The organism is Xanthobacter sp. YC-JY1 (assembly GCF_021730305.1).
GTDB lineage: Bacteria > Pseudomonadota > Alphaproteobacteria > Rhizobiales > Xanthobacteraceae > Xanthobacter > Xanthobacter flavus.
In genome coordinates this window covers 484,857-508,248 of record NZ_CP032674.1, presented here as the reverse complement: position 1 = coordinate 508,248, position 23,392 = coordinate 484,857, and the positions used below count along the sequence as shown (strand labels likewise).

The following is a 23,392-nucleotide window of genomic DNA, read 5'->3' as shown; positions in this document are numbered from 1 at the left end:
CGGCCTCCCATAGGGCACCCCCATTGCCCTTGACTTACCCGCCCGGTCCCTCGGGCGGGTCTTTTTTGTCTGCGGCCCTTGAGCGTGGCCTCCAGAACCGGTCGAAGACCGGTCCAACGGCATTAGGCCCCGTTGAAATGCACCCGGCCGAAGCCGGAGACGTCGTAGCCACCCAGCTCCGCCGCCCGCGCGTGGAAGGCGGGTTCGCGGCAGAAGGCGACGAGCTTCTGGAACGACGGCTCGAAATAGGCCCGGCGCCAGACCATGAGGTCGAAGCGCTCCTCCACCAGCGGCACGAAATCGAGATTGTGCAGGCGCGCCGCGGCGGCGATGCCGAGGCCCACATCCGCCCGCCCGGCGGCCACCGCGAGGGCGAGGTCGGTTTCCGACCGCTCCACCGTGCCGGCGCAGGTGAGGTCGTCGCGGCCCATCCCTTCCGCCGCGAGCAGGCGGTCGAGTACCAGCTCGCTCGCTGCCTCCTTCTGGCGCATCTGGAATCGGAAGCCCCTGACCTCCGCGAGGCAGGTGGGTGGACGGGGAAGGCCCGGCCGGCAGATCAGCCCGCGCACGCGCCGCGCCCACTCCACCAGCACCCACGGCGCCCGGCCGAAGCGCTGCTCCACCACAGAGGCGTTCCAGTCGTCGCCCTCCGGCACATGCAGGCCGACGGCGATGCACTCGCCACGGTCCGCCCGGTCGAGGCCGTCGAGCGCGCCATCCATCAGGCAGGCGATACCGGAGCGCGATTCGCGCAGCGCCCATTCGAGCAGCGGATCATGCCCGCCCGTCATCACCGGCGGCGGGGCGTGATGGTCCGAAGGCGCTGAATGGTGGGCGCCATCCGGCGCGGCGGCGTGGGCCGGGGCGGTGTCCGCCGAGCCGGCGATCCAGTCCTGGATTTCCCGGCGCGGGAACAGCAGCTTGCCGGTGACGCGCCGGACCGGAAGGCTGCCGGTGGCGACGAGGTCATAGACCTTGCGCTCGCGCACCCTCAGCAGCGCCGCGAGTTCGCGGGTGGTGAGATATTCCGACATCCGGCCCGGCCCGATTGGCCTCCACCACGCTGGGCGCGCCGGAGGAAACGACACTTTTATCTTATGTTCACATGAATACGGCATGGGCGGCGCGTCGCAAGCCCAAATTGTACCCTGCGACGGGGCACCGCTGGTGCGGCGCTTGCTTTAGGATGCTTGGCACGCCAGCACAGGCGGAATGCTTTCCAGCCGGATTTGCCACATGACCCCCGCCCGCATCGGCATCGTCACCATCTCGGACCGCGCCAGCTCCGGCACCTATGAGGATCTGAGCGGCCCGGCCATCGAGGCCTGGCTGCGCCGCGCCATCACCAGCCCGTGGGTCGCCGACTATCGGGTGATCCCGGACGGGTTCGAGAGCGTGCGCGACACCCTCATCACCCTCGCCGACGCGGAGCACATGGACCTCATCTGCACCACGGGCGGCACCGGCCCCTCCCCGCGCGACCTGACGCCCGAGGCCATGGCGGCGGTAATCGAGAAGCCGCTGGCCGGCTTCGGCGAGCAGATGCGGCGCATCAGCCTCAATGAGGTGCCCACCGCCATCCTCTCACGGCAGGAGGCGGGGGTGCGCGGCAAGACGCTGATCGTGAACCTGCCCGGCAAGCCGGCGTCCATCGCCGTGTGCCTCGCGGCCGTGTTCCCGGCCATCCCCTATTGCCTGGACCTGATCGGCGCCGGGCGCATCGAGACCGACCCGCAGGTCTGCGCCGCGTTCCGGCCCAAAGGCGCCTGACAGGACTTAGACCACCACCACGCCGCGGTGCTTGGCCTCGCCCTCGGGCTCCACATGGATGGTGATGATCGCATCGTCCATGTCGCGCTCGAAGGCGTTCTCGATGCGGTCGCAGATGTCGTGGGCGGCGGCCACCGTCATGTCGCCGGGCACCACCAGGTGGAATTCCACGAAGGTGATGCGCCCGGCATGGCGGGTGCGCAGATCGTGCGCCTCGATGGCGCCGGCGGCGTGGAGCGAGACCAGCTCGCGGATGCGCGCCACCACGTCCGGCGGCGGGGCGGCATCCATCAGGCCGCCCACGGATTCCTTCATCAGGCTCCAGCCGGTCCACAGCACGTTGAGCGCCACGAGGCCGGCGATCAGCGGATCGAGCACCGGCCAGCCGGTGACGGGCACCAGCACGAAGCCGATCAGCACGCCGACGGAGGTGACCACATCGGTCATCACATGCTTGCCGTCGGCGACGAGGGCCGGCGAGCGCATGCTCTTGCCCACCCGCAGCAGCACCAGGCACCAGATGGCGTTGATGACCGTCGCCGCGCCGTTGATGAGCATGCCGGTGAAGGGCTGGTCGGGCAGATGCGGGTCGAGGAAGCCGTAATAGGCCTCGCGCATGATGGTGATGGCCGCCACCACCACGAGCACACCTTCCAGAACGGCGGAAAGATATTCCGCCTTGTGGTGGCCGAACTGGTGGTTGTCGTCGGCGGGACGCGCGGACACCGTGATGGCGAACAGCGCGGCGGCCGAGGCGGCGACGTTGATGATGCTTTCCAGCGCATCCGACAGCAGCGCCACCGAGCCGGTGACCCACCAGGCCAGCGTCTTCAGGCCGAGCACGATGGCACCGACGAGCACGCTCGCCGCCGCGATCCAGAGCACCTTGCGGCTCATGTCGGCCTCCATTCTGCAAACCGTCGGGGGCGGTCCCGCGGGTCCGTCCCCGGCGGTCGGCAGGACGTACCGAACCGCGCGCCCCGGCGCAACCGCGCCAGGGTCGCACTCCCGGACAAGCTGGAGGTTACACCCGCCTTACACCGCCCCTTAGGGAAGCTTCATGTGCTCGAGCGAGCGCTGGATGGCTTCCGGCCCCACCATGATGACGCCGTCGAACGGGGAGCTCATCTCCAGGATCAGGAAGATGGCGCCGGCCAGCGACAGCGAGCACAGGGGAAAGACGATGAGCGAGACCAGATTGATGGGGGAGAACAGCCCGAAGCTGGCGAAGATCAGCGTCAGCCAGACGATCAGCACTACGATGAAGACCGGCGGGATCTCGGTGACGGCCTCGGCGATCAGCGTCCAGCGCAACGCGTTGAGCGACTTGAACCGGTCGAGCGCCTCCGCCTTGAGATCGGTCTGCTCGGGACCAGAGGGCTCGAGGATGCGGATCTCGTGGCCGACCCGCTCCAGCTTCTGCTCCGAATCGAAGCTGGCGACCATCACCGGCGCGCTGTCGGCGGCGGGCCAGGTCTCGTTCATGGCGTGCACCGTGTAGACCCGCAACGCATCGCGCGCCGGCCTGGCGGCGGGTCCGTAATGCTGGAGCGTGGCATCGAGGATGGTGAGGAGCGTCGCATATTGCTGCACGTCCTTGCCGGTGGTGTCGAAATTGCCTTTCACCGAGGCCGTCATCAGGCCCAGGATCAGCGACGCCATGGCCGCGACCATGCCGACACCCAGCTTCACCGCCTCCTGCGTGTCCTTGGAGAGGTGATGGGCCTTGAGCCAGCGCTGCGAGCCCATGCCGAACAGCGCGCCGCATTCGAGCGCCAAGAAGACCAGTATCGCGACCTGCCACGCCTCCATGGCTTCCCCCCAGCCTGCACTCCCGTCTGAATATTGCTGGATTATCGACGCAGGCGACCGAATGTTCGCCCGATACGACGCCGGCTTTGCAGCGTAAAGGGAGAAAATCGCGGGCCGGCGCCCGCCCGCTCTAAAACCGCGCGGCGACCAGCGTCCGCTTGCGGGCAAGGTCGGCATAGCCGGAGACGACGTCCGCCCCGATCACATAGGCCGGCGTATCGAGCACCCGGAGCGCGGCGGCGAGCGCCACCCCCTTGGTGAGGATGTCGGTGATATCCGGCTGGTTGGCGGCGCGAAACACCTTGTAGTGGTCGAGCCCCTCGCTGCGCACCACGTTGAGCGCCTTCACCCCGTCGATGTCGCCGCTGGTCGCCGCAAGCGCGAGGTAGAAGTCGCCGAACTTGGCCGGCTGCATGGCGAGCACGGCCAGCGCCACCCGCGCCGCCTCGATGGAGCCCACGTCCACGCGCGGCGTCTGCACGATGGCATAAGCGAGCTTGGCATCGCCGGCGAGCAGCTCGCGCATGTCGAAGGCGGAGCGGCGCCAGTCCGGGGCGTTGAAATCCACCAGCTCGGTAACGAGGGGCTTGGTCTTCTGCGCGCCCAGCACGGCCTTGCCGGGCATGGCGTCGAGCAGCTTGCGCGCGTCGGGGGTGAGGGGATCGGCGAAGGCGGGGGATGCCGCTGCGGCAAGGAGGCCGGCACCGGCGGCCAGAAGCCCCCGGCGGGTCAGCGGACGGCAAAGCTGCTCGGCCCGGGCGCCCATGCCCGCCGGCCCTATTCGGCCGCCTTGGTCGGCACCTCGGAGGCGGCCTGCGCTTCCGCATCCTCCTGCGCCTTCAGCACGTCGGGGTGCGGCATGGAGATGATGTTGTAGCCGGAATCGACGAAATGCACCTCGCCGGTGACGCCCGCGGAGAGGTCCGAGAGGAGATAGAGGGCCGAGCCGCCCACCTCCTCGATGCTGACCGTGCGGCGCAGGGGAGCGTGGCGCTTCTGGTAGTTGAACATCACCCGCGCGTCGGCAATGCCGGCGCCCGCCAGCGTGCGCACCGGGCCGGCGGAGATGGCGTTGACGCGGATGCCCACGGGGCCGAAATCCGCCGCCAGATAGCGCACGGAGGCCTCAAGCGCCGCCTTGGCCACGCCCATCACGTTGTAATTGGGCATGACGCGGGTGGAGCCGCCATAGGTGAGGGTGATGAGCGAGCCGCCCTCGGTCATCAGCGCGGCGGCGCGCTTGGCGATCTCGGTGAAGGAGAAGCAGGAGATCACCATGGTGCGGGAGAAGTTCTCCCGGCTGGTGTCGGCGTAGCGGCCCTTCAGCTCCGACTTGTCGGAGAAGGCGACGGCGTGGACCAGGAAGTCCAGGCTGCCCCAGCTCTCCTTCAGCGCGGCGAACACCGCGTCCACGCTGGCGAGGTCTTCCACGTCGCACGGCAGCAGGAGGGAGGAGCCGACGCTCTGCGCCAGCGGCTTCACGCGCTTGGCCACCTGCTCGCCCTGGTAGGTGAAGGCGAGTTCCGCGCCCTGACCCGCCAGCGCCTTGGCAATGCCCCAGGCGATGGAATGATCGTTGGCGACACCCATCACCAGGCCGCGCTTGCCCTTCATCAGGTCCTGCATAACCTACCCTCTCGCGCCTGAGACGCCGATAGCAGACGGCGCCCGGCCACGCCATCGCGTTTCGGCCGGCGCCGGCTCACCATTGATGACCAATCCTGAACGCCGCCCTATCGGAGCAGCAGGCGTCCATCCGCTTCAGGCGTCGACGTGCTTGATGACGAGGCTGGCATTGGTGCCGCCGAAGCCGAAGCCGTTCGACAGCACATGGCCGAGCGTCACGTTGTCCACCCGCTTGCGCACGATGGGCATGTCGGCGAAGGCCGGGTCGATCTCCTCGATGTTGGCGCTCTCGGCGATGAAGCCGTTCTGCATCATGAGGATGGAATAAATCGCCTCGTGCACGCCGGTGGCGCCCTGCGAGTGGCCGGTGAGCGACTTGGTGGCCGAGATGGGCGGGCACTTGTCGCCGAACACGGCACGGATCGCCTCGATCTCCTTGAGATCGCCGATGGGCGTCGAGGTGGCGTGGGGGTTGATGTAGTCGATGGGCGCCTTGATGCCGGAGATGGCGAGCTTCATGGCGCGCTCCGCGCCTTCGCCCGAGGGGGCCACCATGTCCACGCCGTCGGAGGTCGCGCCATAGCCGGCGATTTCGCCATAGATGCGGGCGCCACGGGCCTTGGCGTGCTCCAGCTCTTCCAGAACAAGAACGCCGGCGCCGCCGGAGATGACGAAGCCGTCGCGGTTCTTGTCATAGGCGCGGGAGGCCACCGCTGGGCGGTCGTTAAAGTTGGAGGACATGGCGCCCATGCCGTCGAACAGCACGGAGAGGGTCCAGTGCAGGTCCTCGCAGCCGCCGGCGAAGATGATGTCCTGCTTGCCGTACTGGATCAGCTCGTAGGCGTTGCCGATGCAGATGTTGGTGGTCGCGCAGGCGGCCGAGATGGAATAGCTCAGGCCCTTGATCTTGAACCAGGTGGAGAGCGTCGCCGAGGCGGTGGAGCCCATGGCCTTGGGCACCGCGAACGGGCCGACGCGCTTCGGCCCCTTCTCGCGGGTGATGTCGGCCGAATCCACGATGGTCTTGGTGGAGGAGCCGCCGGAGCCCATCACCAGGCCGGTGCGGATGTTGGAGACCTCGTTCGGCTCAAGGCCCGAATCGCGGATGGCCTGCTCCATGGCCACGTGATTCCACGCGGTACCGCCGCCGTGGAAACGCATGGCGCGGCGGTCAACCACCTCTTCCGCATTCAGGGTCGGCGCACCGTGCACCTGGGAGCGGAATCCGAGCCGGGAATAGTCCTCGGCGAAGGAAATACCGCTCTTGGCTTCGCGCAGGCTGGCAAGAACCTCCTGCGTGTTGTTGCCGATGGACGAGACAATGCCCATCCCGGTGACGACGACGCGCCGCATGTCAAATCCCCATTGGAGTGCACCCAGTGTCGCCGCAGATCGTGGCGAGGCCTTGTCAGGCGCTCGCGGCGCCTGCGGGCTGGGGTGCCGTCTCGGCCTGGAACAGGCCCACCTTCAGATCCTTGGCGCGGTAGATCACCTCGCCATCCGCCGCCAGCCAGCCGTCGGCGATCCCGAGCACGAGCTTGGAGCGCATGACGCGCTTGAACTCGATGCCGTAGACCACCTTCTTCACGCCCGGCAGAACCTGGCCGGAAAATTTCAGTTCGCCGAGGCCCAGCGCCCGGCCGCGGCCGGACGAGCCGAGCCAGCCGAGGTGGAAGCCCACGAGCTGCCACATGGCGTCAAGGCCGAGGCAGCCGGGCATCACGGGATCGCCCTTGAAGTGGCAGGCGAAGAACCAGAGGTCGGGGTTCACGTCCAGCTCGGCGCGCACCATGCCCTTACCGAACTCGCCGCCCGTCTCCGAGATTTCGGTGATCCGGTCGAACATCAGCATGGGCGGCAGCGGCAATTGCGCGTTTCCGGCCCCGAACAGCTCGCCACGTCCGCACGCGAGGAGATCCTCATAATCGAAGCTGGTCTGCCGGTCCGCCATTCTTGCCAGTGTCGCCATTTGCCGCCTCTGCACCACCCGCAAGGGCAGCCGAGGGTTGCTGTTGATGAGCCCGCAAGGGCCGCCCCCGCCATCGGTGGCGGGCACTCCCTAACATAGGCAAGGGCGCGCTCAAAGTCATGAAAGCGTCACGGGTGGCACGATGCGCGCGATATCCGGCCGCGCCCGGCGAACCGGATCGGCAACTCGGGCGTTGCCCTTGGGGCGCTGGGCTATGGTATCGCCAAAGGGTGGGGCGCGTCGGCGCCCCGGTCGCGACATCGGGCGGGAGTACGCAATGCCGATTCTCAAGGAGTTCAAGGAGTTCGCGGTCCGCGGCAACGTGGTGGACCTGGCGGTGGGCGTCATCATCGGCGCCGCCTTCGGCAATATCGTCACCTCGCTGGTGGGCGACGTGTTCATGCCGATCATCGGTGCCGTCACGGGCGGGCTCGACTTCTCGAACTATTTCGTTCCGCTCTCCAAGTCGGTCACCGCCGCCAACCTCGCCGACGCCAAGAAGCAGGGTGCGGTACTGGCGTACGGATCATTCATCACCATCGCCATCAATTTCATCATCGTGGCGGGCGTTCTCTTCCTCGTGGTGCGCGGCATCAACGCCTTGCGCCGGGCCGAAGCCGGCAAGCCGCCGGCCGCACCCACCAAGACCGAGGCGCTGCTGATGGAGATTCGCGACCTGCTCGCCTCCGAACGGCCCGCTCCCCGCCCGCCGGTGACGCCCGCGCCCCCCGCGCCGCCGTCGGCCTGAGCCGGCATCAGGGCTTCACGGGTTTCAGGGCTTGGCGGGCTGGGACGCCGGCGCATCCTTCTGCGCCAAGGCATCCTGTCGCCGCAGAAAGCCGCGGACGACTGCCACCGACTCGTCGGGGCGGTCGTTGAAGATGCCGTGGGCGGCGCCGGGGATCACCGCGAACTCGGCGCCGGGCACCTGCTCGGCAAAGGCCGCGACGGTCGCGATGCGCGTCTCGTCATACTGGCCGATGACGAAGAGCGTCCGCGCGCCATCGAGCCGCGCCAGCAAGGGTTCCCCATCGTAATCCTTGAGGGTGCCGGTCTGGGTGAACTCGCCGGCGCCGTTCATGGCCACATAGAGCTTTTCGTTGAGCTTGAGGTTCTGCGCCGCCTCATAGGCCTTGCGCATGGCCGGCAGCGGCTCGCGCCGGTTGAAGGCGGCGTAGAAAGCGCCGGCGGCGGCATCGCAGGTGGCCTGCGGCGGCGGGGCGCTGCCTTCGCAGGCGTCGATCACCGCCTGCACGTCCGCCGGCAGCGCCCCGCGGCGGGCGGCGACATCGGCGATCCAGCTTTTGCCGGAGACGAAGGGGCTCGCCAGCACCAGCCCGGCCAGCGTCGGGGGACGCCGCGCCGCCCATTCCAGCGCGATGGTGGCGCCCCAGCTGTGCCCCAGCACATGGAAACGCCTGAGGCCCAGAGCGGCGGCGATGGCGTCGATCTCGTCGGCGAAGCGGGCGACGGTCCAGTTGGCGGGATCGTCGGGGTGGTCGGAGCGGCCGCTGTCGAGCTGGTCGTAGAGCACCACCATGCGCTCGTCGGCGAGCTCCAGCGGGTCGTGGAAGGTGGAATGCATCCCGCCCGGCCCGCCATGGAGGAGCAGCACCGGCAGCCTGCCGTTCGCGCTCACCCCGTTGGTGCGCACATAGAGGCGCCCGCCCTTCACCGGAACCATCAGCTCCCGGTCCGCCGGCGGAAACACCGCCGGCCGCGCCAGCGCCGGCTTTGCGGCCGGGAGTAGCGCCGCCGCGCCGAGGAGAGAGAGGAAGGCGCGTCGATCCAGCCCGGCCATGATGCCCTACCGTGAGGAGGAAGGAGCATCAGGGGTAACAGAGTAGCCGCCGCGGTCAAGCGCGACACGCCGCCGGATCGCGATCAGCGGACGTCCGCGCCCACCGCGTCCGACACGTGGGCGAAGCCGTCGGCCTTGAGGCGGGCGGCGAGGTCCGTCTTGATGCGGCCGACGAGGCCGGGGCCGTGGAACACCAGCGCCGAATAGAGCTGCACCAGGCTCGCCCCGGCCCGGATCTTGGCATAGGCGTCCGCGCCCGAGCTGATGCCGCCGGAGCCGACCAGCGGCAGGCGACCACCCACCAGGCGGTAGAGCGCCCCGAGCCGCTCGGTGGAGAGCGTCATCAGCGGCTTGCCGGAGAGGCCGCCGGCCTCACCCTTGTGCGCGCTGTGCAGGCTCGCCGGGCGCGACAGGGTGGTGTTGCCCATGATGATGCCGTCGATCCCGGTCTCCAGCGCCACATCGGCCACATCGGCGAGGCCGGCGTCGTCGAGGTCGGGCGCCACCTTCACCAGCAACGGCGGGCGTTCCGCAGGGTCAGGCACCGAGGCGTTGCGCACGCCGACGAGATGGGCGAGCAGCGCCTCCATCTCCGCCCGCGCCTGCAGGGCGCGCAGGCCCGGCGTGTTGGGGGAGGAGATGTTGCACACGATATAATCGGCGAGCCGGCAGGTGGCGGAAACGCCGGCGGCGTAGTCCTCCAGCGTGTCCTCGCTCTCCTTGTTCTTCCCCACATTGGCGCCGAGAATGCCCTTGCCGCCCGCCGAGCGGCGCTTGGCCAGCCGGTAGACGAAGGGGGCAAGGCCCTCGCTGTTGAAGCCGAAGCGGTTGATGACCGCCTCGTCCTCCTCCAGCCGGAACAGGCGCGGCTGCGGGTTGCCGGGCTGCGGGCGCGGCGTGACCGTGCCCATCTCGGCGAAGCCGAAGCCCATCTTGAGCAGGCCGTCCGCCACCTCGCAATGCTTGTCGAAGCCGGCGGCGAGGCCCACGGGATTGGGGAAGTCGAGGCCCCACACGCGGGTCGCGAGCACCGGGTCGTCATGGCCGGAGAGGTCCGGCATCAGCCCCTTCGCAAGGGCGCGGACGGCATAGCCGTGCGCCCGCTCGGGGGTCACCAGCCCGAGAAAGGGCCGAACGAGGGCGTAGAGGTCCATTTAGGGCGTCACTCGCCGGTGGTGGCGGTGCCGCCGTGGGCCTTGGACCAGCTGTGCGGGTCGTTGAGGAACGATTCGATCTCGGCCACCTGCTTCGATTCGAAGCGGTTCATCTTCTTCACCTGCGCCAGCACGTCCCACCAGGTGGCGAGGCGGTGGAGGCTGAGGCCGGCGCTGTCCAGGATGCCCGCCGCCTCGGAGAAGATGTCGTAATAGAAGAACACGAAGCAGTGCTGGCACTCCGCCCCGGCCTCACGCAAGGCATTGACGAAATTGACCTTGCTCTTGCCGTCGGTGGTCAGGTCCTCGACCAGGAGCACCCGCTCGCCGGGGGCGAGGTGGCCCTCGATCTGGGCGTTGCGGCCGAAGCCCTTGGGCTTCTTGCGCACATACTGCATGGGCAGCATCATCCGGTCGGCGACCCAGGCGGCAAAGGGAATGCCCGCCGTCTCGCCGCCCGCCACCGTGTCGAACTGCTCGTAGCCGATCTCGCGGTAGATGGTGGAGATGCCGAAATCCACCAGCGTCTGGCGCACCCGCGGGAAGGAGATGAGGCGGCGGCAGTCGATATAGACCGGGCTCGCCCAGCCCGAGGTGAAGATGAAGGGCTCGCCGGAGGAAAAGCGCACCGCCTCGACCTCGAGCAGCATCCGCGCCGTCTGCTCGGCGATGGTAGCCTTGTCCGGGAAAGCAGTGACATTCGCCATGGGGAAAGCCTTCGTCGCGGTTTCGTCGCTTGTGTGTGACGCGCATATATCAGAGCGGAGCGGCATTGCGACAGGCCCGGCGACGCGCGACGACAAAAAGCGCCGCACCCCGCCCGCAGGCCCCCGGCCCGGCCTGGTCAGGCGGACGGAGCACCTGCCTGCGCCAGCAGCGCATCCGCATAGGCCTCCGCGCTGGTCGCGTGCGCGAACCGGTCGGCGAGACCTGCGGCGCGCGCATGGCTGTCCTCCAGCCGGCCGGCCAGCCTGAGGATGGCGGCCGCGAAAGCGGCGGCGTCGTAAGGGGCGAACACCTCTCCCTCCGCATCGCCGCTGGCGATCGAGGCGGCGGCGTAGGTCCCGGCCGAGGCGACCACCGGCCGGCCGGCGGCGGCGGACTGGGTGAAGATGCCCGAGCCGCGCATGCCGAACACCTGCGGGTCATAGGGCAGCAGCATGGCATCCACCTTGCGGGTTTCGGCGGCGAAGTCCTCGTCCGTCAGAACCCGGTCGATGAGGCGCACATAAGGGAGCGCGCGCAGTGCCTGTTCGGCCGCCGCCGTTTCAGCCTCGTGCCCGTCCCGCTGCACCTGAACCACGAAATCCCCCGCGAGCCCCTGCTCCCGGCACAGCCGGATGGCGTCGGGCAGGAGATGAAACCCCTTGTCGTTCTTGGAAACGCCCAGGAAGCCGAACACCGGTCGCTCCGGCACCGGCCGCGCCCGCTCCACGTTGCCGAACGGAACCGGCAGGCGGATGGGCTCGATGCCGTAGCCGTCGCGATAGAGAGCGGCGATGGCAGCATTTTCCGTTCCGAAGACGAGGCAGCGGCCCATCAAAGGGCGCGCCAGCGCGAACGCCTGCGCGTAAATGCCCGGTCCCAGCTGGCCGGACCGTCGCCAGGGAATCCAGTCGGGCGCGAACATCAATTGGCAGACGACGCGGGGGCGCCCGGCCTCCGGCAGCGCGCTCAGCGCCTGGACGACGCCCATGATCTGGTTCTGCATGACATTGGGGAGGACCACGAGGGTTCCCCGCGCCAGCACCCCGGCAGGCAGGGCCTCCAGATCAGCGCGGAAGCCGGCATTGAGCCGTTCCGCGCTGATCCGCTCCCGCAGAAGGTGGGAGCGGGCGCGTTGCAGGCGCAGCGCACCCCCGAAGCGGTGCCTGGCCAGTTCCCACGGCGTCGGCTGGACGCTGTCATAAAGCGATGCGCTGAAATGGGGGACGGCACCGAGTTCGTCCGCGATCTCCCGGTCCATGGTCCGCATGCCGAAGATCCGCACGCGATGGCCGCGCGCCGCGACCGCGGCCCCCACCTTCTTGACCAGGCTGTAGCTATGCCCGCCGCGGGCATTCAGACCACCGTCCAGAAATACAACGTCCACCGCTCCCCCTTGATGCTGACGCACGGCATGCTCATCGAAGACGAACGCCGTACCGCCAAGTCCGGGCCGAAAAGGGGCAGCCGCGTTGGACCGCATTCCGGGATGCGGCTCCGGCAGATCGCCGCCTGGGCAGATGGTCGCCCCTCACGCCGCCCGGGCGAGGCTCCGGGCGTGCTGCAGCGCCATTTCCAGCCGGTCGTTGCCCCAGAACAGCTCGCCGTCCGCCGTGAAGAAGGTGGGGGCGCCGAACACGCCGCGGGCCTGCGCCTCCTCGGTCTGGGCGCGCAGGCGCGCCTTGTTCACCTCGGACTCGGCGTCGGAGATCACCTCGTCCCAGAAATGGCCGAGGCCGGCGAGCACCTGACGGATGGTCTCCCGGTCCGAAATATCGCGGCCCTGCGCGAATTCGGCGGAGAACAGAGCGCGGGTGAAGGACGGCCGGCAGGCATCGTTGAGGTGGATCGCCACCCGCGCGGCCAGAAGGCCGTTGGCCGGAAAGGTCGCGGGCTTGGTGATGGGCGGCAGGCGCTGGGCGGCGGCGAGGCGGTCGAGATCCCGCCACATATGCGCGCCCTTCAGGGGATAGACGTTGAACGGCGAGCTTGTGTAGCCCTGCGCGGCGAAGATGGGGCCGAGCAGGAACGGCTTCCAGTTCACCCGCACGTCCGCAAGCTCGGCCAAAGCGGCGATGCGGCAGGCGGCGAGATAGGAATAGGGCGAGGCGAACTCGTAATAGAAATCGAGGGTGCCGCTGGCCATGGGCTCCTCCGGCCTGTACATCGCGGCGGAAGAGTGCGGCGGGGGAAGCCCCGCGTGCAAGGGTCTGGATCAACAGGCTGGATCAATCCCGGATCGGAGCTGGCGACACGGTGAAGTGGGTGCTGTTCTTCGCGCTGGTGACCGGGGCCGCGGTGGCGATCCTGTTCACGGTGTTCCCCGAGTGGGACATGGCCATCTCCAGCCTGTTCTGGAACGCCAGCCGGCGCAATTTCGGCGTCGCCGGCCTCGGCTGGGCGGCCAATATCCGCACCCTCGCCAACTGGCTGCCCTGGGTCTTCGCCGGCCCGGCCTTCGCCGCCATCATCCTCAAATTCATTTTTCCCCGGGGTAAAATGTTCATGGCGGCGCGGGCGGCGGTGCTGCTCGCCGTCACCATGGCGCTGGGGCCGGGCCTCATCGTCAACGGCATCCTCAAGGAGCATTGGGGCCGGCCGCGCCCGGTGCATGTGAATACCTTCGGCGGCAAGGACACCTTCCGCCCCTGGTATGCCACCGACGGCACCTGCCCCACCAATTGCTCCTTCGTCTCCGGCGAAGGCTCCCTCGGCTTCTGGCTGGTGGCGCCGGCGAGCCTCGTGTCGGGCCCGGCGGGCGCGGTGGCGATGGTGGCTGCGGTCTCCTTCGGCGCGCTGGCCGGCGGGTTGCGCATCGCCTTCGGCGGGCACTTCTTCACCGATGTGGTGTTTTCCGGCGTGCTGGTCATCCTGCTCATCGTCGGCATGCGGCTCTGGCTCTACGACCGGGCGCGCAGCCCAACCGATGCCTCTTTAGAAGACGCCATCGGCAATGCCGGCCTCGCCCTGAAGGCGGGCATCCACCGGCTTGCCGGCCGGGCCTGAGCCGATCCTTGACCGAGACGGCTTGCCACGCCGCCCCGCGCGCCTATAGTCCGCGCCGATTTTCCCCAAACAGCCGAGAGACGTGATGGCGCGTGACGTGAAGAAGGTGGTGCTGGCCTATTCCGGCGGGCTCGACACCTCGGTCATCCTGAAGTGGCTCCAGACCACCTATAATTGCGAGGTCATCACCTTCACCGCCGACCTCGGCCAGGGCGAGGAGCTGGAGCCGGCGCGCAAGAAGGCGGAGCTGCTCGGCATCAAGCCCGAGAACATCTTCATCGAGGACGTGCGCGAGGAATTCGTGCGGGACTACGTTTTCCCCATGTTCCGCGCCAATGCGGTGTATGAGGGCCTGTACCTGCTCGGCACCTCCATCGCCCGCCCGCTGATCGCCAAGAAGCAGATCGAGATCGCCCGCAAGATGGGCGCCGACGCGGTCGCCCACGGTGCCACCGGCAAGGGCAACGACCAGGTGCGCTTCGAGCTGGGCTATTACGCCCTCGAGCCGGACATCACCGTCATCGCCCCCTGGCGCGAGTGGGACCTGACCTCCCGCACCCGCCTCTTGGAGTTCGCCGAGGCGCACCAGATCCCGATCGCCAAGGACAAGCGCGGCGAGGCGCCCTTCTCGGTGGACGCGAACCTCCTGCACTCCTCTTCCGAGGGCAAGGTGCTGGAAGACCCGGCCGACGACGCGCCGGAATATGTCTATCAGCGCACCATCTCGCCGGAGGAAGCCCCCGACGAGGCGACCCTCATCACCATCGCCTTCGACAAGGGCGACGCGGTGGCCATCAACGGCGAGGCGCTCTCCCCCGCGACCCTGCTCACCAAGCTGAACGAGCTGGGCAAGGCCAACGGCATCGGCCGCCTCGACCTCGTGGAAAACCGCTTCGTCGGCATGAAGAGCCGCGGCATCTACGAGACCCCCGGCGGCACCATCCTTTTGGCGGCCCACCGCGGCATCGAGAGCATCACGCTGGACCGCGGCGCGGCGCACCTCAAGGACGAGCTGATGCCCCGCTATGCGGAGCTCATCTATAACGGCTTCTGGTTCTCTCCCGAGCGCGAGATGCTGCAGGCGGCCATCGACCACTCGCAGGCCTATGTGACCGGCGAGGTGACGGTGAAGCTCTACAAGGGCAACGCCACCGTGGTCGGCCGCAAGAGCCCCTACTCGCTCTACAACCAGGAGCTGGTCACGTTCGAGGAAGGCGCCGTCGCCTACGACCACCGCGACGCCGCCGGCTTCATCAAGCTCAACGCGCTGCGCCTGCGCACGCTGGGCAGCCGCGCCCGCAAGATCTCGGAATAGGGATCGCCTAAAGGGCTGAAATACCTCTGGCGCGAGGCGCATTTTGCGCTTTGCGCCAGACATTTAAACGGACACACTCCGTCTCGCTTCGGGGGCGGAATCATGGATCGTCGGGACCTTCTGAAAGGCGCTGCGGGCTCCACGCTGCTCGCCGCCACCTCCGGCCTTGCGGCGGCCGATGATGCCCCCGCCCCGGTGCTGCGCATCCATCCCGCCATCGGCATCGCGCGTGTCGGCAACAGCCCGGACTATTACCTCGCCCCCGAGACCGCAGCCGGCGAGCTGCCCCCGTCCGGCGCGGGGCTGTGGGGCGGGCTCCCCCTCGATGCCGCGACCGGCCAACCCATCACCGCAGACGGCTTCCGCGATGGACAGGGCCGGCTCAAGCGGCAGGCCGCGCGCTTCCGCATCTATGCCTATACCCGCACGGGCTGGCCCACCGGCGAGAGCACCGAGGTCACGCTCGGCGCGGTCATCGGCGGCAAGCGCGTCGCTGACATCGTCTGGCAGGCGCACCTCGCCAACAAGAAGCTGAACTGCTTCTCCATGGAGGACACGCCGGGCCACTTCCCCGCCCTAGCCGGCTTCGCCGATGGCCGGCTGATGCCCATCCGCCGCCCGCACGACGGCCCCCTCGACAGCCCCGAGCGCCTCAAGCGCCTCGTCATCGATCCCGGCCCGCGCGCCCTTTCCGCCCGCGCCGATCAGGGCCGTATCTCCATCTTCGACCGCGCGACGCCCGCGAGCTGCCTCGGCGAGGGCGCGACGCCGGTGCGGACGCTGCCCGATTATCCCGTGAGCTTCCCCGGGGACCATTTCACCCTGCATGTGCCGGCCGATCCCCTCACCCGGCTCGGCGACATGCGGGTGGAGGCGGGCACGGGCCGCCTCATCCTCGCCGGCGGCTTCGGCGCGACGGTGGGCATATCCACCCCCAAGGGTCCGCCGAACGTCAACGAGCGCAGCGGGGCGGAGAACACCAGCTGGTTCGACGATATCGGCGACGGGCCGGTCTCGGCGCGCATCATCTTCGAGGATGGCTCCTCGCTCATGGCCGCCCCGGCCTGGGTGATGTGCGGCGATCCGGGCTTCGCGCCGCAGACGCGCAATGTCGTCACCGCCTGGGACGAGGTCTACGACACCTTCGTTCGCCAGCTGGCGCTGGAGCCGTCTCTCTATGCTGACGGCACGTTCAGCCCGCGCTTTGCCGCCTCCTTCGCGGACGATGCCCGCCCGCTGTTCCATGCGGTGATGCTCCAGCGCTGGAACACCAATCTGCCGGCACCCGCCATCGCCGCCCACAACCGCATCGGTGCCATCACCCCGGCCGACCGGCCCACCGACAAGATCCCGGATTTCGACGGCCTGATCCGCAATCCCGACAATCCCAAGAGCCTCGCCGCGGGCACGCCCATGATGCCGCTGGCGCTGGGCGACACGGACCGGCCGTTCCTCACCCTCACGCCCACGCAGTATTACCTGCTGCGCCAGTGGCACAAAGGCGTGTTCACCCCCGAGCGGCGCCTGAAGCTGGGCGACGGCGAGGAGATGGACCGGGTGGCGCTGGCCAATTGCCTCGGCGGACGCTTCAGCCCGGGCATCGAGGTGTCCTATCCGGTGCGCGACCGCAACCTGTTCGTCCAGGACTGGGCGAACACGCCGGGCGGCCCGTTCCGCATCAACGCCGCCCCGCTCGACTATACGAAGGCCCGTGCCGACCGGGCGTTCCTCACGGTGGGCTATATCCCCCTGCGCCCCATCCCGCTGGAGCCGGGCGACTTCTCCAAGTTCATGGCCGCGCCCTGGCACACGGACTACAACCACTGCGCCTCCCACCCGCCGGAGAGCCCCTCCAATACCGACCAGACGCTCTACTGGTCGTGGCCCGCCGAGCGGCCGGTGGTGGTGTATCCGCAGGGGCTGGCGCGCTTCGATCCCGCCACCGGCTGGGTGCCGGGGCGCCAGCTCTTCGCCGTGCGCGGCGCAGGGACAACCACCATCTATCCGGCCAATGCCGGGCGCTTCCAGCGGGCGGCGGATTTCCTCGTCAACTGGCACAAGGTCGGCTTCGTAGTGCAGGCGAGCCGGATCAACCCGGACGCCCGCCCCGCCGCGCCTGAGGATCCCTTCCTCGAAGTCGCCTGCTTCTTCGAGAATGACACGAGCCAGATGGTCGCCCCCTGGCCCACCTTCAACAACCCACCGGCGCCGTGAGCAACCCGATTGCAAATCGCGTGGGCGTCGCCATCGTCGGCGCCGGCCCGGCCGGCTGCGCCACGGCGATCGCGCTGGCGCGGCACGGCATCGGCGATGTCACGCTGTTCGAGGCCGGCGCGGGGGATGGCCCGCGCATCGGCGAGACCATTCCCGGCGCCGCCCTGCCGCTGCTCTCCCGCCTCGGCCTCATGGACCGCTTCGTCGCGCGCGGCCACCTGCCGGCGCTGGGATCGACCGCCGTGTGGGGCAAGGCGGAGCCCCACCACAGTGACGGCTTCGCCAATCCGTTCGGCGGCGGCTGGCATCTCGACCGCGCCGGCTTCGATGCCGATTTGAGGGCCGAGGCGCAGGCTGCAGGCGTCCCACTCCATTCCGGCCGCCTGCGGGCGATGTCGCCGGAGGGGGCGGGCCACCGCCTCCGCTTCGAGGGCGCGGATGGTCCCTTCGAGATCACCGCCGGGCTGGTGGTGGACGCCAGCGGCGTGCGCGCGGCGGCACTCCGCAGCCTCAAGGTGGCGCGCAACAGCGTGGATGCCATCGCCTTCCACTGGACCTTTCTCGCTCTCACAGAGCCCGAGGCGGTGCCCGCCCGCACCTTCCTGGAAGCCGCGCCGGACGGCTGGTGGTATGCGAGCCGCATTCCCGGCGGACGGGCGGTGTTGGGCCTCGCCACCGATCCGGACACCGGCGCGCGCTTCGCCGATGCCGCCGCCTTCCGCGCCGCCCTCGCCGGCACGCGCCTCATCGGTCCCGAGATATCGTCCGGCCGCCCGGAGGATGCGGAGGCGCCGCCGCGCATCGCCATCGCGCCCACGGCCATCCTCAGCGCCGTCGCCGGACCCGGATGGCTCGCCGTGGGCGATGCCGCCGCCTGCCTCGATCCCCTGCTCTCGCAGGGCCTGACCCGGGCGCTGGAGGATGGCATCGCCGCCGCCGACGCCATCGCCGGGGCGCTGGCGGGGGATGACGGCGCGCTGCGCATGTATCAGGACCGCGTGTTCGCCCGCTTCACCGCCGGCGTGCGGCTGCGCGCGGCCTTCTATGCAACGGAGGCGCGCTGGCCTGAGGCGCCGTTCTGGCGCCGGCGGCAGGTTCAGGCCGCCGCATAGGGCTCAGTCCGCGCCCTCGCCCGGTCCCGGAATGAGCACGCGCAGAGCGTTGAGGATGACCACCACGTCGATGGCCTCCTGCAGCAGCGCCCCCTGCACCGGCTGGAGATAGCCGAACGCCGCCGCCACCATGCCCACGAGCGACAGGCCGATGCCCCAGCGCACGCTCTGCCGCGCGATGGCGAGCGAGCGGCGGGCGATGGCCATGGCCTCGGCGAGGCGGTCGAGCCGGTCCACGAGCAGCACCGCATCGGCCACCTCCGCCGAAGCCGCCGCCCCGCGCGCGCCCAGCGCGACGCCGATGTCGGCGGCGGCGAGGGCGGGAGCATCGTTCACGCCGTCGCCCACCATCATCACGCCGCCGCCATTGACCGTCCCCCGCGCCAAGGCGATGTGCTCGATCTTGCCCTGCGGCGTCAGCTCTCCCGTCCAGGCATCGAGGCCGAGGGCCAGCCCGACCGCATCCACCGCCTCTTCCCGATCGCCCGAGGCCAGCGCCACATAGGTGACGCCGCCCCGGCGCAGCGCGGCGATCATCTCCGGGGCATCATCGCGCACGGGATCGGCGAACAGCAGCAGCCCCGCCGGCCGGCCATCCACGGCCACCGCCACCACTGCGCTCGCGGGGGGCAGTTGCGCCCTGAGTTCGCTCCAGTCTCCGGACGCGCGGGCGGCCACATAGGCCGTGCCGCCCACCGCGACCGCCCGGCCCTCGACCCATCCCTCAAGCCCCGCGCCGCCATCCTCCTTCACCCCGAGGGGCGGCGAGAGCGCAAGGCCACTGCCCTGCGCGGCGCCGACCAGCGCCTGCGCCACCACATGGCTCGAGGCCTGATCGAGGGAGGCAGCAAGGCGCAGCACGTCGTCCGGCTCGAACTCCGGCGCGGTGCGCACCTCCTCCAGCTCGGCCCGCCCGTGGGTGAGGGTGCCGGTCTTGTCCACCACCAAAGCACGGACGCGGGCGAGCTTCTCCAGCGCGCCGCCGCTCTTCACCAGGACGCCGCGCTTGGCCGCCCGCGACAGGCCGGCCATGAGCGCCACCGGCACGGCGAGAATGAGCGGACAGGGCGTCGCCACCACCAGCACCGCCAGCGCCCGGCGCGGATCGTGCGCCAGCACCGCGGCGCCGATGGCGAGGGCCAACGAGACGAGAAGGAAGGCGAGCGCGTAGCGATCGGCGAGGCGTACCATGGGCGCGCGGCTGGACGCGGCCTCCTCCACGAGGCGCACGATGCCCGCATAGGTGCTTTCCGCCGCCGGCCTGACGATGGCGAGATCGAAGGCATCGCCGGCATTCACCGCGCCGGAGGGCGCCTCCTCGCCATCCTCCAGCCGGGCCGGCCGTGTCTCGCCGGTCAGGGAGGAGAGGTCGAGGACCGCCGGGCCGCCAATGACCGCGCCGTCGGCGGGCACGGTATCGCCGGAGCGCACCAGCACACGGTCGCCGGCCACCAGATCCACCGCCGCCACGATCACCAGCCCGCCATCGAGATGCAGCACCGCATCGCGCGGGGCGCGGGCGGCAAGGGCGGTCATCTCCCGTCGGGCACGGCCTTCCGCGAACCGCTCCAGCTGCTGGCCGCCCGCATACATGAGCGCGACCACGTTGCCGGCCAGAGGCTCGCCGAAGGCCAGAGCCGCGGCCATGGAGAGCGCGGCCAGCACATCGAGCCCGAACCGGCCCGCGCGCAGGGAACGGGCGATGTCAATAAGCAGCACCGCCAGAACCGGCACGGTGCCCACGGCGAAGGCGGCCGAGGCGGCGGCCTTCATCCCCATCAGCTGGAGCAGCAGCCCCACGGCCAGCGGCAGCACGGCGGCGGCGAGCAGAAGGTACCGGTTCCGCCCGGCGGCGGCCTCGCTCTGGATCTGGCCCGGCTCCGACATCTCTCCCCCGGTGCGGCGCTTTGGTCGCACTGCCGTCGCTGTTGTCGCGCGCACACCAGATTGTTAGAAGAGTTCTAAACAGGAGTCACCCGGCATGTTGTCGTTCCTTTCCGGCCGCCGCCGATTTGCAGACCTTTCGGAACGGGAAGTGCTCGCCCTCGCCGTCTCCTCCGAGGAAGACGACGCGCGCATCTACATGGAATATGCCGAGGCGCTGCGCAGCGAGTATCCCGACACGGCCAAGGTGTTCGAGAGCATGGCGGCGCAGGAGCGCGGCCACCAGACCAGCCTCACCCGCGAATATGAACGGCGCTACGGCGGCACCGTGCCGCTGATCCGCCGCGAGAGCATCGCCGGCTATTACGGCCGCCGGCCGGTGTGGGCGGTGGTGAACCTCGGCATCGAGCGCATCCGCGCCGAGGTGGGGCGGATGGAGGACGAGTCCGCCAGCTTCTATCTGAAGGCGCAGGAGAAGACGTCCGATCCCGGCACGCGCAAGCTCCTGGAAAGCCTCTACCAGGTAGAGCTGCAGCACGAGGAGATCGCCGGCAACCTCGCCGACCGCTATCTGCCCGCCGACAAGAAGAAGGAAGAGGACGAGAAGGCCCGCCGGCAGTTCCTGCTCACCTTCGTGCAGCCGGGCCTCGCGGGCCTGATGGACGGCTCGGTCTCGACGCTGGCCCCCATCTTCGCCACCGCCTTCGCCACGCAGAATTCCCACACCACCCTGCTCGTCGGCCTGGCCGCGGCGGTGGGCGCCGGCATCTCCATGGGCTTCACCGAGGCGCTGCACGATGACGGCGTCATCTCCGGCCGCGGCTCGCCACTGAAGCGCGGCCTCTCCTCCGGCATCATGACCGCGGTGGGGGGCCTCGGCCACGCTCTGCCCTACATCATCCCGGAATTCTGGACCGCGACGGCCATCGCCATCATCGTGGTCTTCATCGAGTTGTGGGCCATCGCCTTCATCCAGAACCGCTACATGGAGACGCCCTTCTGGCGCTCGGTCTTCCAGATCGTGCTCGGCGGCGCGCTGGTGCTGGCGGCCGGCATCTTCATCGGCGGCAGCTGAGCCGCCTGCCGTTGCGGGAGATCATGGCTCCCGCGCCCGCCGCATGAGAGGGTGCCTGCCTGCGATATCGCGAGGCCCCTCATGCGCGCCATGATCCTGAAAGAGGTCGGCGGTCCCCTTGTCGCCGAGGAGCGGCCCGATCCCGTGCCGGGGCCGGGGGAGGTGCTCATCAAGGTCGGCGCCTGCGGCGTCTGCCGCACCGATCTGCATGTGGTGGACGGCGAGCTGCCGCAGACGCTGCTGCCCATCATCCCCGGCCATGAGATCGTCGGGCGCGTCGCGGCGCTGGGCGCCGGGGTCTCTCATCTCACGATCGGCGAGCGGGTGGGTGTCGGCTGGCTCGGCCGCGCCTGCGGCTGCTGCTCCTATTGCGAAGAGGGCGCGGAAAACCTGTGCGATGCGCCGGTCTTCACCGGCTGCACCCGCGACGGCGGCTTCGCCAGCCATACGGTCGCCGATGCGCGCTTCGTCTATCCCCTCGGTGAGGCGGGCGAGGACATCGCGCTGGCGCCCTTGCTCTGCGCCGGGCTCATCGGCTGGCGCACGCTGAAGATGGCGGGCGAGGGCAAGCGCATCGGCCTCTACGGCTTCGGCGCCGCCGCCCACATCATCGCCCAGGTGGCGCGCTGGCAGGGGCGCGAAATCTACGCCTTCACCCGCCCCGGCGACAGGCGGGCGCAGGACTTCGCGCGGACGCTCGGTGCCGTCTATGCCGGCGCTTCGGATGCCCCGCCGCCGGAGCCGCTGGATGCCGCCCTCATCTTCGCACCGGCGGGCGAGCTGGTGCCGCAGGCGCTCAAAGCCGTGCGCAAGGGCGGGCGCGTGGTGTGCGGCGGCATCCACATGAGCGACATCCCGGCCTTCCCCTATCGCTGGCTGTGGGAGGAGCGGAAGATCCTCTCCGTCGCCAACCTCACCCGCGACGACGCCCACGAATTCCTCGCGCTGGCGCCCAAGGCCGGCGTTTCCACCCACGTCACGCCCTATCCCCTCTCCGAGGCCAACCGCGCGCTGGACGATTTGCGCGGCGGGCGGCTGGAAGGGGCGGCCGTGCTGGTGCCTTAAGGCTCAGCGCTCAACTAGGTTCAGGCACGAACCATATCTTTAACGCGCTTTGAGAATTTTCTCTCAATGCGCTCAGCCTCTTTCTGGTCAGGCACAGATTTAACCGCCCTATAGATAATTCCGTCAAAAAGAATACCATTAATGTTGCAATTTTGAAATGCAACTTGACCTCCACCGTCCACTCTGACGATTGAGCTGATCATCCGAAAGAACGGATCGGACGGAGAGCCGAGATGCACATCATCTACTGTCATGGAGTCCGGAACGCTAATCTTCTCAAAAATGTCGATCAGTAATTTATAAGTTTTTCTACGACCAATCGTGTCAACGAGCGACGTCACGAGATAATAACGCCAGTCGTTTAGCGAGTGGTCGAAGATCCACATCGCACCTTGAGCCTGCATCGCCAACGCATCGGTCGCTGCCAGAATGGCAGCTCCCGAGTCAATCAGATCGATTGGTAAATCCTGCGCAGCCATTGCCAGACTCCGTCTCGATCGTTGCACACTGCGACAAATAAGTCATTAAGCTCCTGCTTCGGAACCTTCATATCGGGGAAGCGAGCGTTGCTTTTCCAATCTCTCACAGTGAGCCACGCGGCACGCAAGTCTCTCGAAATACCGGGTTGCTTTAGATCGATATGTAGGCGCGCGGCCGTCGCACACATCGCCAAATTATGCCAGTTCGCTCCCTTGTGATCCGCAGGCATTTCCGCGAGATTGTTTCGCTTAAGATACAGCGCTTTAAGACCAAATTCGATAGCCTGCCCCGCATGGAAATATGCTTCAGCTGCTTTACCGCTGAATTTGAGAATTTTGGCGGATTCGAGCTCGCTTTCAGCTCGCCGCCACCACTCGTCTGCCGAAGCACCCGCCATACGCCAA

General features: G+C 68.8%; 23 protein-coding genes. 8 read left to right on the top strand and 15 right to left on the bottom strand.

All coding sequences use genetic code 11. The annotated features are described in order from the left end of the window. Positions 1 to 122 precede the first annotated feature (122 nt). Entirely contained in the window at positions 123 to 1,034 is a 912-nt protein-coding gene (locus tag D7006_RS02420; RefSeq protein WP_237355406.1) for a helix-turn-helix transcriptional regulator, read from the bottom strand. Positions 1,035 to 1,236: 202 nt separating this feature from the next. On the opposite strand from D7006_RS02420, the gene mog reads away from it, so the two are divergent. Further along, positions 1,237 to 1,770 carry a molybdopterin adenylyltransferase gene (gene mog, locus D7006_RS02415; protein WP_237355405.1) on the top strand — a complete coding sequence of 178 codons (534 nt, stop codon included), beginning with the start codon at positions 1,237 to 1,239 and terminating at the stop codon, positions 1,768 to 1,770. A gap of 6 nt (positions 1,771 to 1,776) precedes the next feature. Here mog and D7006_RS02410 read toward each other — a convergent pair whose 3' ends face one another. The 6 genes from D7006_RS02410 to fabA all read right to left on the bottom strand — a co-directional run bounded on the left by D7006_RS02410 (position 1,777) and on the right by fabA (position 7,159). After that, positions 1,777 to 2,667 carry a cation diffusion facilitator family transporter gene (locus D7006_RS02410; protein WP_237355404.1) on the bottom strand — a complete coding sequence of 297 codons (891 nt, stop codon included), beginning with the start codon at positions 2,665 to 2,667 and terminating at the stop codon, positions 1,777 to 1,779. Between the two features lie 150 nt (positions 2,668 to 2,817). Further along, positions 2,818 to 3,582, bottom strand: coding sequence for a DUF4239 domain-containing protein (locus D7006_RS02405; RefSeq protein ID WP_237355403.1), 765 nt, complete (start codon positions 3,580 to 3,582; stop codon positions 2,818 to 2,820). A gap of 130 nt (positions 3,583 to 3,712) precedes the next feature. Beyond that, positions 3,713 to 4,348 (bottom strand): DsbA family protein, encoded by a 636-nt coding sequence (locus tag D7006_RS02400; RefSeq protein ID WP_237355402.1) that lies wholly within the window; start codon positions 4,346 to 4,348, stop codon positions 3,713 to 3,715. A gap of 11 nt (positions 4,349 to 4,359) precedes the next feature. Further along, positions 4,360 to 5,208: an enoyl-ACP reductase FabI gene (gene fabI, locus D7006_RS02395; RefSeq protein ID WP_169124686.1), complete on the bottom strand. Its 849-nt coding sequence runs from the start codon at positions 5,206 to 5,208 to the stop codon at positions 4,360 to 4,362. A 135-nt stretch (positions 5,209 to 5,343) separates the two neighbouring features. Continuing rightward, positions 5,344 to 6,561, bottom strand: a complete 1,218-nt coding sequence (gene fabB, locus D7006_RS02390; protein ID WP_024280909.1) for a beta-ketoacyl-ACP synthase I — start codon at positions 6,559 to 6,561, stop codon at positions 5,344 to 5,346. Between the two features lie 55 nt (positions 6,562 to 6,616). Then, on the bottom strand, positions 6,617 to 7,159 hold the full coding sequence (fabA, locus tag D7006_RS02385) for a 3-hydroxyacyl-[acyl-carrier-protein] dehydratase FabA (RefSeq protein ID WP_024280910.1): 543 nt from the start codon (positions 7,157 to 7,159) through the stop codon (positions 6,617 to 6,619). 301 nt (positions 7,160 to 7,460) lie between these two features. Between fabA and mscL the strand changes: the two genes are divergently transcribed. Continuing rightward, the gene (gene mscL, locus D7006_RS02380; protein WP_237356837.1) at positions 7,461 to 7,925 is read left to right on the top strand and encodes a large conductance mechanosensitive channel protein MscL; all 465 of its coding nucleotides are present in this window, start codon (positions 7,461 to 7,463) and stop codon (positions 7,923 to 7,925) included. A 24-nt stretch (positions 7,926 to 7,949) separates the two neighbouring features. On the opposite strand, the gene D7006_RS02375 is transcribed toward mscL, so the two are convergent. The 5 genes from D7006_RS02375 to D7006_RS02355 form a co-directional block, all read right to left on the bottom strand. Further along, positions 7,950 to 8,978, bottom strand: a complete 1,029-nt coding sequence (locus D7006_RS02375; RefSeq protein WP_237355401.1) for a proline iminopeptidase-family hydrolase — start codon at positions 8,976 to 8,978, stop codon at positions 7,950 to 7,952. Between the two features lie 83 nt (positions 8,979 to 9,061). Further along, positions 9,062 to 10,132, bottom strand: coding sequence for a quinone-dependent dihydroorotate dehydrogenase (locus D7006_RS02370; RefSeq protein ID WP_237355400.1), 1,071 nt, complete (start codon positions 10,130 to 10,132; stop codon positions 9,062 to 9,064). A gap of 8 nt (positions 10,133 to 10,140) precedes the next feature. Further along, positions 10,141 to 10,839: an orotate phosphoribosyltransferase gene (locus D7006_RS02365; RefSeq protein ID WP_169124683.1), complete on the bottom strand. Its 699-nt coding sequence runs from the start codon at positions 10,837 to 10,839 to the stop codon at positions 10,141 to 10,143. Between the two features lie 137 nt (positions 10,840 to 10,976). Next, positions 10,977 to 12,248, bottom strand: a complete 1,272-nt coding sequence (locus D7006_RS02360; protein ID WP_237355399.1) for a glycosyltransferase — start codon at positions 12,246 to 12,248, stop codon at positions 10,977 to 10,979. A 120-nt stretch (positions 12,249 to 12,368) separates the two neighbouring features. Beyond that, positions 12,369 to 12,983, bottom strand: a complete 615-nt coding sequence (locus tag D7006_RS02355; protein WP_237355398.1) for a 2-hydroxychromene-2-carboxylate isomerase — start codon at positions 12,981 to 12,983, stop codon at positions 12,369 to 12,371. Positions 12,984 to 13,093: 110 nt separating this feature from the next. Between D7006_RS02355 and D7006_RS02350 the strand changes: the two genes are divergently transcribed. The 4 genes from D7006_RS02350 (at position 13,094) to D7006_RS02335 (ending at position 18,484) form a co-directional block, all read left to right on the top strand. Further along, entirely contained in the window at positions 13,094 to 13,843 is a 750-nt protein-coding gene (locus D7006_RS02350) for a phosphatase PAP2 family protein (RefSeq protein ID WP_237355397.1), read from the top strand. 85 nt (positions 13,844 to 13,928) lie between these two features. Beyond that, entirely contained in the window at positions 13,929 to 15,158 is a 1,230-nt protein-coding gene (locus D7006_RS02345; protein ID WP_024280917.1) for an argininosuccinate synthase, read from the top strand. Positions 15,159 to 15,260: 102 nt separating this feature from the next. After that, entirely contained in the window at positions 15,261 to 17,372 is a 2,112-nt protein-coding gene (locus D7006_RS02340; protein WP_237355396.1) for a LodA/GoxA family CTQ-dependent oxidase, read from the top strand. Continuing rightward, positions 17,369 to 18,484, top strand: a complete 1,116-nt coding sequence (locus D7006_RS02335; RefSeq protein WP_237355395.1) for a tryptophan 7-halogenase — start codon at positions 17,369 to 17,371, stop codon at positions 18,482 to 18,484. The genes D7006_RS02340 and D7006_RS02335 overlap by 4 nt, the downstream gene beginning before the upstream one ends. 3 nt (positions 18,485 to 18,487) lie before the next feature. Here D7006_RS02335 and D7006_RS02330 read toward each other — a convergent pair whose 3' ends face one another. Beyond that, positions 18,488 to 20,371, bottom strand: coding sequence for a heavy metal translocating P-type ATPase (locus D7006_RS02330; protein ID WP_237355394.1), 1,884 nt, complete (start codon positions 20,369 to 20,371; stop codon positions 18,488 to 18,490). A gap of 94 nt (positions 20,372 to 20,465) precedes the next feature. Between D7006_RS02330 and mbfA the strand changes: the two genes are divergently transcribed. Then, a complete protein-coding gene (gene mbfA, locus D7006_RS02325) occupies positions 20,466 to 21,443 on the top strand; it encodes an iron exporter MbfA (RefSeq protein ID WP_237355393.1) in 978 nt (325 codons plus the stop codon). A gap of 81 nt (positions 21,444 to 21,524) precedes the next feature. After that, positions 21,525 to 22,508: a zinc-dependent alcohol dehydrogenase family protein gene (locus tag D7006_RS02320; protein ID WP_237355392.1), complete on the top strand. Its 984-nt coding sequence runs from the start codon at positions 21,525 to 21,527 to the stop codon at positions 22,506 to 22,508. Between the two features lie 20 nt (positions 22,509 to 22,528). Here D7006_RS02320 and D7006_RS02315 read toward each other — a convergent pair whose 3' ends face one another. After that, on the bottom strand, positions 22,529 to 22,987 hold the full coding sequence (locus tag D7006_RS02315) for a hypothetical protein (protein WP_237355391.1): 459 nt from the start codon (positions 22,985 to 22,987) through the stop codon (positions 22,529 to 22,531). Further along, on the bottom strand, positions 22,957 to 23,385 hold the full coding sequence (locus D7006_RS02310) for a HEPN domain-containing protein (protein ID WP_237355390.1): 429 nt from the start codon (positions 23,383 to 23,385) through the stop codon (positions 22,957 to 22,959). The genes D7006_RS02315 and D7006_RS02310 overlap by 31 nt, the downstream gene beginning before the upstream one ends. Positions 23,386 to 23,392: the final 7 nt, after the last annotated feature.

Bases quoted from the DNA above. Each gene is read 5' to 3' on its own strand.
- D7006_RS02420 (WP_237355406.1), bottom strand. From the start codon at position 1,034: ATGTCGGAATATCTCACCACCCGCGAACTCGCGGCGCTGCTGAGGGTG.
- mog (WP_237355405.1), top strand. From the start codon at position 1,237: ATGACCCCCGCCCGCATCGGCATCGTCACCATCTCGGACCGCGCCAGC.
- D7006_RS02410 (WP_237355404.1), bottom strand. From the start codon at position 2,667: ATGAGCCGCAAGGTGCTCTGGATCGCGGCGGCGAGCGTGCTCGTCGGT.
- D7006_RS02405 (WP_237355403.1), bottom strand. From the start codon at position 3,582: ATGGAGGCGTGGCAGGTCGCGATACTGGTCTTCTTGGCGCTCGAATGC.
- D7006_RS02400 (WP_237355402.1), bottom strand. From the start codon at position 4,348: ATGGGCGCCCGGGCCGAGCAGCTTTGCCGTCCGCTGACCCGCCGGGGG.
- fabI (WP_169124686.1), bottom strand. From the start codon at position 5,208: ATGCAGGACCTGATGAAGGGCAAGCGCGGCCTGGTGATGGGTGTCGCC.
- fabB (WP_024280909.1), bottom strand. From the start codon at position 6,561: ATGCGGCGCGTCGTCGTCACCGGGATGGGCATTGTCTCGTCCATCGGC.
- fabA (WP_024280910.1), bottom strand. From the start codon at position 7,159: ATGGCGGACCGGCAGACCAGCTTCGATTATGAGGATCTCCTCGCGTGC.
- D7006_RS02375 (WP_237355401.1), bottom strand. From the start codon at position 8,978: ATGGCCGGGCTGGATCGACGCGCCTTCCTCTCTCTCCTCGGCGCGGCG.
- D7006_RS02370 (WP_237355400.1), bottom strand. From the start codon at position 10,132: ATGGACCTCTACGCCCTCGTTCGGCCCTTTCTCGGGCTGGTGACCCCC.
- D7006_RS02365 (WP_169124683.1), bottom strand. From the start codon at position 10,839: ATGGCGAATGTCACTGCTTTCCCGGACAAGGCTACCATCGCCGAGCAG.
- D7006_RS02355 (WP_237355398.1), bottom strand. From the start codon at position 12,983: ATGGCCAGCGGCACCCTCGATTTCTATTACGAGTTCGCCTCGCCCTAT.
- D7006_RS02345 (WP_024280917.1), top strand. From the start codon at position 13,929: ATGGCGCGTGACGTGAAGAAGGTGGTGCTGGCCTATTCCGGCGGGCTC.
- D7006_RS02340 (WP_237355396.1), top strand. From the start codon at position 15,261: ATGGATCGTCGGGACCTTCTGAAAGGCGCTGCGGGCTCCACGCTGCTC.
- D7006_RS02330 (WP_237355394.1), bottom strand. From the start codon at position 20,371: ATGTCGGAGCCGGGCCAGATCCAGAGCGAGGCCGCCGCCGGGCGGAAC.
- mbfA (WP_237355393.1), top strand. From the start codon at position 20,466: ATGTTGTCGTTCCTTTCCGGCCGCCGCCGATTTGCAGACCTTTCGGAA.
- D7006_RS02320 (WP_237355392.1), top strand. From the start codon at position 21,525: ATGCGCGCCATGATCCTGAAAGAGGTCGGCGGTCCCCTTGTCGCCGAG.
- D7006_RS02315 (WP_237355391.1), bottom strand. From the start codon at position 22,987: ATGGCTGCGCAGGATTTACCAATCGATCTGATTGACTCGGGAGCTGCC.
- D7006_RS02310 (WP_237355390.1), bottom strand. From the start codon at position 23,385: ATGGCGGGTGCTTCGGCAGACGAGTGGTGGCGGCGAGCTGAAAGCGAG.